This is a genomic window from Lysobacter rhizosphaerae (assembly GCF_054779795.1).
The window spans coordinates 453556-467696 of sequence record NZ_BAAGXO010000007.1 but is presented as its reverse complement, the minus strand read 5'-3'; the positions used below and the strand labels follow the sequence as shown (position 1 = coordinate 467696).

11 protein-coding genes are annotated in these 14141 nt (G+C 66.8%); 5 read left to right on the top strand and 6 right to left on the bottom strand.

Annotated features, from left to right (window positions below):
* Positions 1 to 2: 2 nt before the first annotated feature.
* The 4 genes from pgl to ACYVGE_RS11210 are packed head-to-tail and all read left to right on the top strand — an operon-like array spanning position 3 to position 4205.
* Positions 3 to 704, top strand: coding sequence for a 6-phosphogluconolactonase (gene pgl / locus ACYVGE_RS11225; RefSeq protein WP_460729907.1), 702 nt, complete (start codon positions 3 to 5; stop codon positions 702 to 704).
* Positions 704 to 2545 carry a phosphogluconate dehydratase gene (gene edd / locus ACYVGE_RS11220; RefSeq protein ID WP_460729905.1) on the top strand — a complete coding sequence of 614 codons (1842 nt, stop codon included), beginning with the start codon at positions 704 to 706 and terminating at the stop codon, positions 2543 to 2545. The genes pgl and edd overlap by 1 nt, the downstream gene beginning before the upstream one ends.
* Entirely contained in the window at positions 2542 to 3555 is a 1014-nt protein-coding gene (gene glk, locus ACYVGE_RS11215) for a glucokinase (protein WP_460729903.1), read from the top strand. The genes edd and glk overlap by 4 nt, the downstream gene beginning before the upstream one ends.
* Entirely contained in the window at positions 3552 to 4205 is a 654-nt protein-coding gene (locus tag ACYVGE_RS11210; RefSeq protein ID WP_460729901.1) for a bifunctional 4-hydroxy-2-oxoglutarate aldolase/2-dehydro-3-deoxy-phosphogluconate aldolase, read from the top strand. Before glk ends, ACYVGE_RS11210 begins: the two co-directional genes overlap by 4 nt.
* Positions 4206 to 4430: 225 nt before the next feature.
* Here ACYVGE_RS11210 and ACYVGE_RS11205 read toward each other — a convergent pair whose 3' ends face one another.
* The 4 genes from ACYVGE_RS11205 to ACYVGE_RS11190 form a co-directional block, all read right to left on the bottom strand.
* Positions 4431 to 4934, bottom strand: coding sequence for a hypothetical protein (locus ACYVGE_RS11205; RefSeq protein ID WP_460729899.1), 504 nt, complete (start codon positions 4932 to 4934; stop codon positions 4431 to 4433).
* A 14-nt stretch (positions 4935 to 4948) separates the two neighbouring features.
* Positions 4949 to 6676: an XVIPCD domain-containing protein gene (locus ACYVGE_RS11200; RefSeq protein WP_460729897.1), complete on the bottom strand. Its 1728-nt coding sequence runs from the start codon at positions 6674 to 6676 to the stop codon at positions 4949 to 4951.
* Between the two features lie 26 nt (positions 6677 to 6702).
* Positions 6703 to 7335 (bottom strand): hypothetical protein, encoded by a 633-nt coding sequence (locus ACYVGE_RS11195; protein WP_460729895.1) that lies wholly within the window; start codon positions 7333 to 7335, stop codon positions 6703 to 6705.
* 398 nt (positions 7336 to 7733) lie between these two features.
* Positions 7734 to 10499: a TonB-dependent receptor gene (locus ACYVGE_RS11190; RefSeq protein ID WP_460729893.1), complete on the bottom strand. Its 2766-nt coding sequence runs from the start codon at positions 10497 to 10499 to the stop codon at positions 7734 to 7736.
* A 392-nt stretch (positions 10500 to 10891) separates the two neighbouring features.
* On the opposite strand from ACYVGE_RS11190, the gene ACYVGE_RS11185 reads away from it, so the two are divergent.
* Positions 10892 to 12316, top strand: coding sequence for a sugar porter family MFS transporter (locus tag ACYVGE_RS11185; RefSeq protein WP_460729891.1), 1425 nt, complete (start codon positions 10892 to 10894; stop codon positions 12314 to 12316).
* Between the two features lie 43 nt (positions 12317 to 12359).
* Here the strand turns inward: ACYVGE_RS11185 and ACYVGE_RS11180 are convergent, their stop codons facing one another.
* Together ACYVGE_RS11180 and ACYVGE_RS11175 are read right to left on the bottom strand one after the other, a co-directional pair.
* Positions 12360 to 13175: an alpha/beta hydrolase gene (locus ACYVGE_RS11180; protein ID WP_460730567.1), complete on the bottom strand. Its 816-nt coding sequence runs from the start codon at positions 13173 to 13175 to the stop codon at positions 12360 to 12362.
* A 181-nt stretch (positions 13176 to 13356) separates the two neighbouring features.
* On the bottom strand, positions 13357 to 14136 hold the full coding sequence (locus ACYVGE_RS11175; RefSeq protein ID WP_460729889.1) for an alpha/beta hydrolase: 780 nt from the start codon (positions 14134 to 14136) through the stop codon (positions 13357 to 13359).
* Positions 14137 to 14141: the final 5 nt, after the last annotated feature.

The following is a 14141-nucleotide window of genomic DNA, read 5'->3' as shown; positions in this document are numbered from 1 at the left end:
TGATGGCCTGGATCGAACATCTGTACGTCGATGCCGACGCGCTGGCCGCGTCACTCGCGGCGCGGCTGGAGGACATCGTGCGCGAAGCGATTGCCGCGCGCGGCCACGCGATGCTTGCGCTCGCCGGCGGGCGCACGCCGTTGCCCGCTTACCGCACACTCGCGGCGTGCGCGCTGGACTGGCACAAGGTCGTGCTGATGCCCACCGACGAGCGCTGCGTTCCGCACGACCATCCCGCCTGCAACCTGCGCGAGATGCGTGCCGCGTTCGCGCCAGCCGAGGGCGTGCGCTTCGCTTCGCTGACCGTCGACGACGGCGATCCGGAGCGCTCGCTGGCGCAGGCACACACGCTGCTGTCGCAGCATGCCGGTGCCTTAGATGCGGTCGTGCTGGGCATGGGCAACGATGCGCATACGGCGTCGCTGTTCCCCGGCGCGGAACGGCTGGCGGAAGCGCTCGACATGGCCAAGCCGGTCGATGCGTGCCGGATCGATCCACGACCCCTGCCGGCGGAAGCGCCATTTCCACGCATCACCCTGTCGGCCGCACGCCTGCTGCACGCGCGTAGCATCCACCTGGCCATCACCGGCGAGGGCAAGCACGCCGTGCTGCGCGAGGCGCAAGCGACGAACGACCCGCTGCGGCATCCGGTCGCCGCGATCCTGCATGCGCCCGTGACCGTGCTCATCCATTGGAGCGAATGATGTCGCTGCATCCCGTACTCGAACGTGTCACCCGCCGCATCGCCGAGCGCAGCCACGCAACCCGCGCGGACTACCTGGCGCGCATGGACGCCGCGCGCGAGTCCTCGCCCGCACGCGCGCGCCTGGGCTGCGGCAACCTCGCCCATGGCTTCGCCGCCGCGGGCGAAGACAAACCCCGGTTGCGCGGCGCGCGCGGCGGCAACATCGGCATCGTCACCGCGTACAACGACATGCTGTCGGCGCACCAGCCCTACGAACCGTATCCGAGCCTGATCCGCATGGCGGCGCGCAATGCTGGCGGCAGCGCGCAGGTCGCCGGCGGCGTGCCGGCGATGTGCGACGGCGTGACCCAGGGCCGCACCGGCATGGAGCTGTCGCTGTTCTCGCGCGACACCATCTCGCTTGCCACCGCGGTATCGCTCTCGCACGACATGTTCGACGCGGTGCTCTGCCTGGGCATCTGCGACAAGATCGTGCCGGGCCTGCTGATCGGCGCGTTGAGCTTCGGCCACCTGCCGGTGATCTTCGTGCCCGGCGGGCCGATGCCATCGGGCCTGCCGAACAAGGAAAAGGCGGCGGTGCGCCAGCGCTACGCCGAAGGCAAGGCGACGCGCGAGGAACTGCTCGAAGCCGAGTCCGCGTCCTACCATTCGCCCGGCACCTGCACCTTCTACGGCACCGCCAATTCCAACCAGATGCTGATGGAGGTGATGGGCCTGCACATGCCCGGCAGCGCCTTCGTCAATCCGCACACGCCGCTCCGCGATGCACTGACCGTCGCGGCGACCGAGCAGGCCCTGCGCATCACCGCGCTGGGCGAGGACGGCGTCTCCGATAACTACCGCCCGCTCGCGCGCACCATCGACGAGAAGGCGATCGCGAATGCGATGGTCGGCCTCGCCGCCACCGGCGGCTCGACCAACCATGCCCTGCACCTGGTGGCGATGGCGCGTGCGGCGGGCCTGATCATCGACTGGGACGATCTCGACGAACTCTCGCGCGTCACCCCGTTGCTGGCACGCGTGTATCCCAACGGCAGTGCCGACGTGAACCACTTCCACGCGGCCGGCGGCATGGGCTTCGTCATCCGCGAGCTGCTCGATGCCGGCCTGATGCACGGCGACCTGCGCTGCGTGCACGGCGGCGACCTGCGCCAGCAGATGATGGAACCCTGGCTCGATGGCACCCAGCTGCGCTGGCGCGATCCGCCGCCACAATCGCGCGACGCCACGGTGGTGCGGCCGGCGGCGGAACCGTTCGACAGCGAGGGTGGCCTGCGGCGCCTGCAGGGCAACCTCGGCCGCGCCATCGCCAAGATTTCCGCGGTGGCGCCGGAGTTCCGCGTCATCACCGCGCCGGCGAAAGTGTTCGACACCCAGGACGCACTGCTCGATGCGTTCAAGCATGGCCAGCTCGAGGGCGATTTCGTCGCCGTGATCCGTGGCCAGGGCCCGCGCGCCAATGGCATGCCGGAACTGCACAAGCTCACGCCGCCGCTGGCGGTGCTGCAGGACCGCGGCCAACGCATCGCGCTGCTCACCGACGGGCGCATGTCGGGCGCATCGGGCAAGGTGCTCGCGGCGATCCATGTTTCGCCTGAAGCCGCCGATGCCGGTGCGATCGCGCGCATCCGCGACGGCGACATGCTTCGCATCGACGCCGAAGCGGGCACGATGGATGCGCTGGTCGACGCGTCCGAATGGAACGCGCGCACGCCGGAACTCGCATCGCTGCAGGGCAACCGCACCGGACTCGGTCGCGAACTGTTCGCGCTGATGCGCACGCAGGTCGGCACGGCGGAGCAGGGCGCCTGCAGCCTGTTCGTGGCGGAGGCGCCATGAAGGCCAATTCCCGCCCGCTCGCGCTGATCGCCGATGTCGGCGGCACCAATGCTCGCTTCGCCCTGACCGATCCGGCCTCAGCCAAGGCCGACATCATCGAGCCACGCGCGCTGATCAACGCCGAATTCGCCAGCCTGCAGCACGCGGCCGAACACTACCTCGCCGAGGTCGGTGCGCACCCGCGCAGCGCGGCGATCGCCGTGGCCTCGCCCGTGCACGGGGAGGAAATCCGCCTGACCAACCGGGCCTGGTCGTTCACCCGCAGCGAACTGAAGCAGGCGCTGGGCCTGCAACAACTCTCGGTGATCAACGATTTCGGCGCGGTGTCATGGGCGATCCCGGCGTTGCAGTCGACCGAATACGTCACCCTGCACGGCCGCGACGACGCGCCGCTGCGTGGACCGGTGAGCGTGATCGGCCCGGGCACCGGTCTCGGCGTCGCGTTGCTGGTCGGCGACGCGCAACGCGGTTGGGACGTGGTGGAAACCGAAGGCGGCCACGTCAGCTTCGCCCCGCTCGGCGACGAGGAGCAGACCATCGCGCGCTGGCTCACCGCGCGTTTCGGCCGCACCTCGACCGAGCGCGTGCTGTGCGGCGCGGGCCTGTCGCATGTCGATGCCGTCCTGCGCAGCAACGGCAATGCGCCGCACGATGTGGCACTGCGCGGTTTCGAGATGCGTGAACCTGCCGACATCGTCAAGGCCGCGCTCGAGGGTCATGACGTGGTCGCGCGCCGGGCGCTGGCGCGGTTCTGCGCGGTGCTCGGCAGCGTCTGCGGCGACACCGCGCTGATCCATGGCGCGCGCACGGTGATGATCGCCGGCGGCATGGTGCCGCGCTTCATCCCGTTCCTGCGCAGCAGCGCGTTCCGCGAACGCTTCCTCGCCAAGGGCCGCTTCGCTCCGTATCTCGAATCGGTGACGATCCGCGTCATCACCCACCCCAATCCCGGCCTGCTCGGAGCGGCCGTCGCCGCGCGTGCGGCCCTGCAGGCGGAGGCGTCGCGATGAACCCCCCCATGGAGCTGCATGCCCAGCGCATCGACCAGGTGCTGGCACGCGCGCCGGTCGTGCCGGTGCTGAGCATCGCCCGCGTCGAGGATGCGGTGCCGCTCGCCCGCGCGCTCGTCGACGGCGGCCTGCCCGTGCTGGAAGTGACACTGCGCACCGACGCCGCGATCGGTGCGATCCGCGCGATCCGCGAGCAAGTGCCCGGCGCGAGCGTCGGCGCCGGCACCGTGCTGAGTGCGCGCGACCTCTCCGCGGTCGAAGCCGCCGGTGCGCTGTTCGCGATCTCGCCCGGCGCCACCGATGCCCTGTACGCCGCAGCCAGCGATGCGCGCATCCCGCTGCTACCCGGCATCGCCACCGCCAGCGAACTGATGCACGGAATGGAGCTGGGCTACCAGCGCTTCAAGTTCTTCCCCGCCGAATCCAGCGGCGGCATCGCCGCGCTGAAATCGTTCGCCGGGCCATTCGCGCAGGCCAGGTTCTGCCCCACCGGCGGCATCGACGCGGCCAAGGCCCCGGCGTACCTGGCGCTGCCTAACGTGATCACCGTGGGTGGTTCGTGGATGGTGCCGGCGGATGCATTGGCTGCGGGCGACTGGCAGCGCATCGCCAACCTCGCGCGCGAAGCGGCGGTGCTGCGGGGGCGCTGAGCGGCGGCGTTAGCGCCACCCTAAAAAAGAAAAGCCCCGCCATGGCGGAATTTTGCATGTGCACAAAAAAGCCCTGCCGGTGGATGCCCAATGCGGGCGCGGCAGGGCTTTCGGCCCTGTGCGTACAGCAGAAGTGATCGGCACGCGTCCTGGCGCATCCCCGATCCAGTTACCGCTAACCGGCCCCTGCGGCTCATGGTCCCATTGCCCGGCTGTGGCGCCGACTCACCGCCGCCTGTCGCTCGTCCGGCCGCGCTTCCCATCGACGAGCACATACTCGCTGCCGGCGCCTTTCCACATCGGCGTGTCCTTGTCGACCCGGATGCACGGCCGACCGCCGCAGGACGTGATCTCGACGTGCCGGGAGGCCTCCTGTACTTCCGCCCGGACTTCCGTCGCATCGACACGTGTCTGTGCGGCCTTCAGCCGTTCGTTGGCATGACCCAACAACATCAGGAAGCCTCCGAACACCAGCACACCGACACCGGTCAGCGCCGCGAGCACCTGCCAGGCTCGGGTGATCTTCGGACGTAGCGCAGCCTCGGTCCGCTGCTGCTGCTCCTGAAACAGCGCCACCATCGACTGTTTGAATCGTGCCTCTTCCTGCTCCCGCGTCGCACGGATCGCGGCCTGTGTCTCCTGCGTTTGCTCGCGCAGATCGACACTCAACGTTTCCAGCCGGCCGGATGCCGCCATGATCCCTTCGAGCCAATCCTGTGTGTAATTCAAGGTCACTCTCCTTTTCAGCGCGACCGGCCAACGTGCTGTTGCTGCGCGCGTTCCTGCGTCCGCTGCATTTCCATCTGCGCCTGCCGCTGCGTCTCGTCCGCCAGCTGCTGCAGGCTTTGATCCAGCGGCTGTGTTGCCGCCTGCAGCTTGTCGACCGTGGCCTGTTGCCAGAAAACGTCGTGGATCGGATGTGTCCATGTCGCCACCAGCCCCCGGCCGTCGTGGGTCGGAACAAGGTCGTCGATGGCAGGCATCTGGCTGCGCTTGGCCTGGTACGCGATCGCGCCCGCCATGCCCTCCATCTCGGCACGGTCCAGGTAACCCGCCGTTGCCGGCCCGAGCCGTTCCAGGTGTTGCATGGCCTGCTCGAACAGCGGATGGTCGCGCCCCGGGAGTTGTTGCAGACGTGCCAGCGTTCGCTCCTGCGCATCGTTGAACAGTTGCTCGCCGCGCTCGGATTTCGCGAACGCCATGGTGGCAGCTCGCATCCCCTGCTCGTCTCCGGCCTTCACGGCGGCCAGGTACTGCGCGACCAGCGCATCGGCCTGCACTCGCGCGGGGTCGCGCGCGGGCTCGACGGTGAGTGCGTGCGCGCGGTGGGACACCCGCTCGACCAGCCCTTGGAGCTGCGCCTCTTCCTTGGGGTCGACTGGGCTGCGTTGGTATTCGAACTGCCCGGCCAGCGCGCGATTCATGGGCTCGGAATCCCGGCACGGATCGACGATCTTGCAGTTCGCCAGTTCGTCGCGCAGGTCACGATGGCCATCGTGGTCCATCCGCAAGCCGAAGGCAGCGGTCGCCCCCTGTGCCTGGTAGATGCTCATCATGGAGGGATCGTCGGGAGCGGCGCGCTTCTCGAACAGCGGTTCGTCACGCAGGCGATTGAGGTAATCCACCATGGCGTTGCCGACCAGGATTTCCAGCCCCGGCTCCTGGTTGCCGCCGCCGATATTGGAGTGCCCACCCGGCGCCGCCACGCTGAGCGCGCGGCCATCGGGCGTCATCCCGGCGTCGTTGATGGCCTGATGCGGAAACAACTCGCGCTGTTCGTTGGCGGCCAGGAACGACACCGACGAGATCACCGATGGCGGAAGGCGCGCGTCGTAGTTGTGCGGCATGTTGGTGGCGACCGGATCAAACAGCGCCGCCACCTGCGCCACCTGGCCGGGTGGCACCAGCGGTGGATAGGGACTGATGACGGTGATGTTGTCGTGCGGGTCGCGTCCGAATTTCAGGTCGGCCGGTTGTGCAACGCCATATTGATCCACGAGGCGGAGAAAACCGGCCGTCTGCACCGCACCGCGGCTGTAACCCACGCCGGCGACGCGGATCTGGGCTTGTGGATCGACATCAATCCACTTCTTCGCCTGATTGGCGAACTTCCGGTACGTCTCCTCGATGCCATCGGCCCAAGTAGCTGCCGCCATGCCATCGATTGCCCGGATCAGGCCATTGCTCTGGGAGCCGATGCCTTTGGCGTAATGTGTAGCGATCCGATTGGCTGGGTCGCTACGCAATTTGTCGGCCTGCTTCGCCAGCACACCAATATTCGTCGGCGGGCCCAGCTTAGGATTGTCGAGATCCTGGCCGGTGCCGTCGAGCAAGGCAAAGAACAGGTACTCGTGCGGATTGTCGCGATGCTGCAACGTAGGCACCGGTAGCTGCGACAACGCTTGTCGCATGGTTCCGATGGATTGCAGTTCCTCTGCCGTGGCGGGCCGGCTGCTGCCGCCGGAAAGCACCTGTCCCATTGCACTGCTCCTTGTGCTTAGTAGTTGTAGGTTTTGACCAGGATCACGTCATCGCGGTAATCGCTTTGTTTGCTTTCCGGACGTTGCAAATGCTTGGTAGGGATAAATGCGCTCATGTACACACGGATCGTGCGGTCGTTGACCTCCAGCAGAATGGACGGCGGGTCGTCATATTTTCCGTCCGTCAAGTCGAGGACTTCCTCGCGCGGCACGTTATGCCGGATCAGTTCATCCTTGAATATCTCGCCCATGTCGATCGAGGCTTCATGTGCCACGCCGTCCTTGGAACGCCAGATCACCTTGGCCGGCTCCGGGAAGTTGCGTATTCCGCCGAAACTTCCGGTCCATCCCTTCAGATAGTCCGGCCCATAGCTCGCGGAAGGAGGCGTAGGGTCATCGTCGCCATGTTCGAAATTGTCATAGATCACCTTGCAGCCCAGGGTGTCGTAACAGCGGGCACTGAAGTCATGGCTCTTGAATCGCAACGGCCATTCGACCGGCATGCGGTGAGTCGGGCCGGTGCCCGTGCTTGAAGTCGTCATGGCGGGTTCCTTCTGGGAAGTGGGCGCGGCAGCGGGCGCATGCAGGCATGCGGCGAGCACGAGCGCGAATGCGCCGCTGAGGGCCGAATATCGAAAAGGCAGATTCATCCGTGGCTCCGCTGGGTTAGGTTCTGGTTTTTAACCTCAGCTTGCCGCAGAGCGCGTTCGCGTGGGACGAACACGCCGTTGCGTTAACAGGAACAAGCGATCACCGCTCGCCCAAAGAACAGGTGCTCGTGCGGATTGTCGCGATGCGGCACCGTCGGCACCGGCACCGGCAGCTGCGGCAACGCTTCTCGCATGGTCCCGATGGATTGCAGTTCCTCTGCTGTGACTTTCGCTTCGTAGTTGGAAAGAAGAATGTGTTTCAGAAGGGACGGCCAACGACCAAATGTGGCCGCTCCTAAACGAGCTAGATCTCATGCGCAGGTGGCAGGCCCCAAAAAAGAAAAACCCTTGCCGGTGGAGAGACCCGGCAAGGGTTGTGTCTAACGGAGGCCCTTGGCTTAGAACTTGTACGTCACGCCGAACATATAGGTGCGGCCATATTCGGAGTGCTTCTGCGCCAGGCCGCTGCCATCGAAGTACTCGCGGTACGGTTCGTCGGTGGCATTGAGCACCTGGAACAGCAGCGAGACGCCGTTGAGTGCGGAGCTTTCCGCGAAGGAATAGCCGAACTGCAGGTCGACGATGTCCTCCTCGTTGATGAAGCGCTGCGAACGATCGGCGCCGAAGCCCTGGATCTCTCCCAGGAACGGTGAGCGATGGCGCTGGCTCACGCGGGCCTGGTAGCCGTTCTTCTCGTAGTACATCGTGATATTCCAGACCTTCTCGGACAGGCCTGCGATGGTGCGATCCTCGCCGGTGACCGGGTCCTTGATGTTGCTGGTCGTGTCCGAGTAGGAGCCCTGCAGGCCGAAGCCGTCGAGTGCGTCCCACGCCAGGTCGAACGGCACGGACGCCGCGAACTCCCAGCCGTAGATCGTGCCGCCCTCGCCGTTGACGGGCGTGGTGATCAGACCGATCGGGGAGGCCGGCGGCGGCGCATCGCCCGGGTCGTAGCCGGTGAAGTCATACGGAACGGTCGTTTCGGTGACCCAGGTGCGCAGGTCCTTGTAGAAGCCGGCCACGCTCACGTAGCCCTTGGTGCCGCCGAAGTACTTCTCGTAGGACACGTCGTAGGCGTTGGCTTCCCAGGGCTTCAGTTCCGGATTGCCGCCGGTGGCGACCCACAAGCCCGCGTTCTGGCCGCTTTGTGGGAGGTCGAGGTTCTGGTTGGCGCGCATCCAGTCCAGGCGCGGCCGTGCCAGCTGGCGACCGGCGGCCACGCGCAGCACCTGCTCCGCCGGGAACTCGAAGGACAGGTTCAGGCTGGGCAGGTAGTCGTCGTAGGTCGCCCCGCCCGAGATCGGCGTGGGCGAATCGACCGCGCTCAGCGGCACCAGGAAGCCATCCGAACTCTGGTCGGTGTGCACGGCCTGGATGCCGATGTTGCCGTGCACCGGCACCGAACCCAGGTCGGTATTGATGTTCAGCTGCGCATAGGCCGTGGTGACGTCCTCGTTGACCGTCCAGTTCTTGTTGGTGACGTCCTGGTGGACCAGCGGGGAGATGTTGTACAGCCCGAAGATGTCGTCGATGTCATAGCTGAGGGTGCCCGGGATGCCGGTGAAGCTCAGGTCGACTCCAGGATGCACGAGCGCCGACGAGGGCACGGTGGCCGTGGCGCCGCTCAGGTTGCCGTTGGCGTCGCGGCAGCCGCCGCCGTCCGGATTCGGTGCCAGGCACAGGAACGCTTCCAGGCCGCTGGCGCGGGTCTTCTCGCGGCTGGTGTAGTTCAGGCCAAACTCCACGCTGCTGAACATGCTCTCGTCGAAGGAGCGCTCGAAGTCCGCACGCACCGCCCACAGCTCGTCCTTGACGTGCGGGAACTTGACGAAGCCTTCCTGGCCCCAGCCGCCCGGATCGGTCAGCTTGACCTGGCTCGGATCGGTGTAGTCGCGGCCGTAGGTGAACTTCGGGTGGTCGCTGCCCATCACGAAATCGACGGTGTCGAAGGCGTTCGGATCGGTCGCCGGACCCAGGCCGGAGTAGGTCTCCAGCAGCATCTCGTCGCGCTCGCCCTTGGAGTAGCTCAGGTCGAACACGCCGGCCCAGTCGTCGTTGAACTGGAAGCGGTTGTTCCAGCCGGCGGCGAACAGCTTGTCGTCCTTGGTGTTGTTGTCGTTGCGCAGCACCGGGCGCACGCCGGTGAACGTGCCGGAGACGACGTTGCCGTTCTTGACCACGGGATTGCTCAGGGTCGCGCCCGACCAGCCCAGGCCGGTCTCCATGAAGCGCAGGGTCTCGTCGATCTTGAACTTGGAGTAATACAGGTCGAGCGTGGTCTCGTAGGACTCACTCGGCTTGTACTGGACCACGCCCATCAGGCCATCGCGCTTGTTCGTGCTGGAGAAGGCTTGCGACTTGCTGCCGCCGAGCAGATTGGCGGTCTCGCCGTTGACGGTGATGGTCGGGTAGCCCCAGGCCTCCCACTGGTTGGCCTGGCCCGGGGTGTCCAGGTGCGCGTAACCGATCGCCACGCCCAGGGTGTTGTCCAGGAACTGGTCGATGTAGGAGACGCTGAAGCGGTTGCCGTACGCGCTGACGTCCGAGTTGAGGTCGCCGTTCGAGTTGTGCTCGCCACGGGCGTTGAACACGACCTGGCGGTCGGTGTAGTCCAGCGGCCGCACGGTGTGCAGGTCGACGGTGCCGGACAGGCCCTGGCCCACCAGTTCCGCGCTCGGGGTCTTATAGACCACGACGCCGCTGATCAGCTCCGACGGATACTGGTCGAACTCGACGCCACGGTTGTGGCCGACGCTGACCTGCTCGCGGCCGTTGAGCAGCGTGGTGCTGAAGTCGTCGGACAGGCCACGGATGCTGACCGTAGAGGAGCGACCGGCGACGCGCTGCATGGCCAGGCCAGGCAGGCGCGCGATCGACTCGGCGATGCTGACGTCAGGCAGCTTGCCGATGTCCTCGGAGGAAATCGCTTCAACGATCTCGGTCGAAGCGCGCTTGGTGTCGATCGCGCGCTCGATACCGGCTCGGATGCCGGTAACCGTCACCGTATCCAGTGTCTTCGCGTCTTGCGTCTTGTCCTTTGTCTGGTCCTGTTGCGCCGGCGCCGGCGTCTGCTGGTCGGCAGACTGCGCATACGCATTGGCCGCAAGCATCATCGTTGCCGATGCCAGCGCCATGCTGAGCAAATTACGTTTCAACTGCACCATCACTCCCCCTCCGGAATGAAACTTTCTAATAGTCGCTGCGGTACACGTGTCACCACGGGTCCACGAGTCTTACGTACGGCCCCAAGTGGTTGCCGCGAACGCAGACCGATGGTAGTCCGGGGCGCAGCTGCACAATTTCCCTTGCATACGTATTCATCTGGCAGCGCGGAAAGAGCCTGACGTGGCGCTTAAACGGAGCGACGACCGTGTCGGCGGTTTGCTGGGCAGGCCGCGGGTGCCATCGTGCAGGCAGATCCGGAACCCGATCACACTTCGCCGCCGACAACCGCTGCATACGTATTCACTCGGACGCGCCGCGATGCGCGTGCGCATGATCGCCGGATGGCCGCGCTTCGCGGCATGCCAGCTGGCACGGAACCTTGGGAGGGGTGATGAGCAGCATCGAGACGATGGTGGGTGGTCAGGAACAGCACGCGACGCTACGCGTCCTGCTGATTTCGGCGGCGGCGGCGCTGGGCGGCTTCCTCTTTGGTTACGACACCGCGGTCATCAACGGCGCGGTGGACGCGATCCGCGGCAGCTTCGGTCTGAGTGCGGCGGCCACGGGGTTTGCAGTTTCCTGCGCGTTGCTCGGCTCGGCGCTGGGCGCCTGGTACGCCGGCCCGCTGGCCGACCGCCATGGCCGCGTGCAGACCATGCGCGTGGCCGCTGCGCTGCTGGCGATCAGCGCGGTGGGCGCCGGCTTCGCTTTCGGCGTGTGGGACCTGATCCTGTGGCGCGTCGTGGGCGGCATCGGTGTGGGCGTCGCTTCGGTAATCGCGCCGACCTATATCGCCGAGGTCTCGCCGGCGCACGTTCGCGGCCGTCTCGGTTCGCTGCAGCAGCTGGCGATCGTGCTGGGCATCTTCGCCTCGCTGCTCAGCGATGCGTGGCTGGCGGGTGCTGCGGGTGGCGCGTCGCAGTCGCTGTGGTTCGGGTTGGAGGCCTGGCGCTGGATGTTCCTGGTGGCGCTGGTGCCCGCGCTGGTCTACGGGGCGCTGGTGTTCGGCGTGCCCGAATCGCCGCGCCACCTGGTGGCGAAGGGCCGCCTGGCCGAAGCGCGCGGCGTGCTGCAGCAGGTGCTCGGGTTGCGCGATCCGGCCAGCCTGGACAGCAAGCTCCACGACATCGAGCACAGCCTGCGTCGGGAATACCGGCCGACGCTGCGCGACCTGCGCGGTCCGCGCGCCGGCCTGCTGCCGGTGGTGTGGATCGGCATCCTGCTGTCGGTGTTCCAGCAGTTCGTAGGCATCAACGTCATCTTCTATTACTCCTCGACGCTGTGGCACTCGGTGGGGTTCAGCGAAGCGGATTCGTTCTCGATCACCGTCGCCACCTCGATCGTCAACGTGCTGGTCACGCTGGTCGCGATCGCGCTGGTCGACAGGCTCGGGCGCAAGCCGTTGCTGGTGGTCGGTTCGGCCGGCATGGCGCTGACGCTCGCACTGATGGCCGTGTGCTTCGCCCACGCGACCGGTACCGGCGCGCAGTTGATCCTGCCGGGCGCGTGGGGCATGACCGCCCTGGTCGCGGCGAACGCCTACGTCGTGTTCTTCGGCCTGAGCTGGGGACCGATGGTGTGGGTGCTGCTGGGCGAGATGTTCCCCAACCGCATCCGCGCGATCGCGCTGGCGGTGGCTGCATCGGCGCAGTGGCTGGCCAACTTCCTGATCACCGCGACGTTCCCGTCGCTGGCCGAAATCGGCCTGACCTTCGCCTACGGCCTGTACGCCACCTTCGCGGTGTTGTCGCTGGTATTCGTGCTCCGCGCGGTGCGCGAGACCAGGGGCATGGAACTGGAAGCGATGCGCGACTGAAGGTGCGCCACCACCCGGGCAGGCACGCTTCCCCGGGGATCATTCACTTGCCGAGCAGGAATTCCAGCGGCACCTCGACGCGGGCGCTCCATGCCCGCTCAGAGTGCTCCGCGCCTTCGAACACGCGCGTGCTGAAGTTGCGGCCTTCGACGTAGCCGTGCGCGCGCACGATCGCGTCGACGCGTTGCTGGAAGGGCGCGTACTGCGCGTCGAGCGTGGCGGTGCCGTGGTCGAAATACAGCCGGTGCGTGCGCGGATCGGGCAGGTGTGTGCCCAGCCAGTCGATCATCACGCCGTTGCCGATCGGCCAGTGCGTCGACACCGCGCCGACGCCGCCGAATACGTCCGGATATTCCGCGGCTGCATACAGCGAGATCAGTCCCCCCATGCTCGAGCCCATGACGAAGGTGTCGTCGCGGCCACGGCGCGTGCGGTAGGTCGCATCGATGAACGGCTTGAGCTCATGGACGACGAAGTCGAGGTACTGGTCGGACACGATGCTGGACGCGGGCAGGTCGCCCATGCCTTCGACGCCGATCGCGAGCGACGCGCCGGTGACCGGCTTGCGCGGCATGTACTCCTGCAGGCGCAGCGGCGTGCTCCAGACGCCGACGACAATGGCCTCGCGCGCGCGGCCTTCGGCGATCAGCTTCGTCATCGCCTCGTCCACGCCCCAGTCGGTGTGCGAGTAGAACGAAAACGCGGGATCGAACAGGTTCTGGCCGTCCTGCATGTACAGCACCGGATAGCGCTTGTGCGGATGTGCGGCGTAACCCGGTGGCAGCCACACGTCGACAGAGCGGGCGGCGACATGCGCGGACGGGAAGTCCTGGTAACCCTCGACCGTGCCGGTGGCCATGATGCCTGGCGCCCGCACCGCGTAGGCCCAGCGCAGGAAGCCGGGCAGCATCCTGGCCCACGACGCCTGGTTGTGCTGGCCGCCGTCGAGCACGGCAAGGGCGACCTCGCTGCGCGCGGGATGCGCGACGTAGTCGAGGTTCACGCTGTGGCCGAGCTGGCGCAGGCCCTTGGCCTTCACCTCATCGCCCACGCGCCAGCCGTCGATCAGGTCGCGGGTGTCGTCGAGCGCGTCGTTGATGCCGTCGCCATCGCGGTCGTCGGTTTCCTCGTTGGTGCCGACGGCGAAATACTGCTGCAGTCCCCAATGGGGCGCGCTGCCTGCGACCATCTGTTGCGCCAGCCGTGTGCGCTGCACGGCCTGGCACGCGGCCAAACAGTTCCGGGTATTGCCAGCCCAGGTTGAACGCATTGAGCGCGCCCAGCGACCAGCCCAGCACCGCGCGCGCGTCCGGCGTGGTGCGTGTGCGGTAGCGCGCGTCGATCGTCGGCACCAGCGTCTTCGCCACCCACTCCGAATACGCGTGTGCCTGCGTGCCCACCGGTCCGTACTTCGTCACCGCGGGCAGGCTGCGCGCCTGCCCGCGGTCGGACAGGCCGTAGGCGCCCATGCGGTCGGGCGGCATGTCGATGGCAACGACGATGACCGGGCGGATCACCTTCTGCGCATACAGCGCGGCGAACGTGGCCTGCAGGCCGACCGCTTCCATGTCCTGGCCGTCGTTGACGTACAGCACGGGATAACCGATCGCAGCGTGTGGCTCGTAATCCGGCGGCAGGTACACGCGCACGCGCAAGGGCGCAGGCGCGACGCCCGGGGCATCGAGCTGCAACGTGTCGACCTTCGAGCGTTGTGCGATGTCCTCTGGCGTCACCATGGCTGCCGGTGCGACATGGGCACAGCCGCTGCCCAGCAGTGCGGCAATGAGAAAAATGGTGGAGCCGACGCGGGCAGGGTTCACGCGGG